At 60.9% G+C, this 519-nt stretch carries 1 rRNA gene; it reads right to left on the bottom strand.

What is annotated here, in order from left to right:
* Positions 1-258: 258 nt before the first annotated feature.
* Positions 259-374 (bottom strand): 5S ribosomal RNA (gene rrf, locus ACSBPG_RS32075).
* Positions 375-519: the final 145 nt, after the last annotated feature.

Genomic DNA, 519 nt, shown 5'->3' with positions numbered 1-519 from the left:
GCTTATCGCAACGTGCTGCGTCCTTCATCGCCTCTCAGTGCCAAGGCATCCACCAGATGCCCTTAAGACGCTTGATCTCAGCTTTCGTGCGTCCTGCACAGGAACAAACCCGCACAAGCGCACCGAAAGATGCATCGTCCTCGGTCACAAAACCGTCTTCACTTGTCCAAGAACCCCGGGCGCCGGCGATTGAAAGGACCGGCACCGCTGTCGAAACCAAATCGACAAACAAATCAACGTTCCACCTGCGGCCGGCGGACCCGGCGGCGACCTACTCTCCCACGTCTTGAGACGCAGTACCATTGGCGCGGAGGGCTTTCACGGCCGAGTTCGGGATGGGATCGGGTGTTTAATCCCTCGCCATGACCACCGGGTCGGCCGGACGCACGCGGAACGTCTGGGGCTGTGCTTCGAGACGGGATACGCCGGCGGACGGGCGGATGGTCCGGGCGGGAGATGGATCGGTTTCCTTAGAAAGGAGGTGATCCAGCCGCAGGTTCCCCTACGGCTACCTTGTTA

It is taken from the genome of Azospirillum sp. ST 5-10 (genome assembly GCF_051225715.1).
Classification (GTDB): domain Bacteria; phylum Pseudomonadota; class Alphaproteobacteria; order Azospirillales; family Azospirillaceae; genus Azospirillum.
This window is presented reverse-complemented; position numbering and strand designations above follow the sequence as displayed.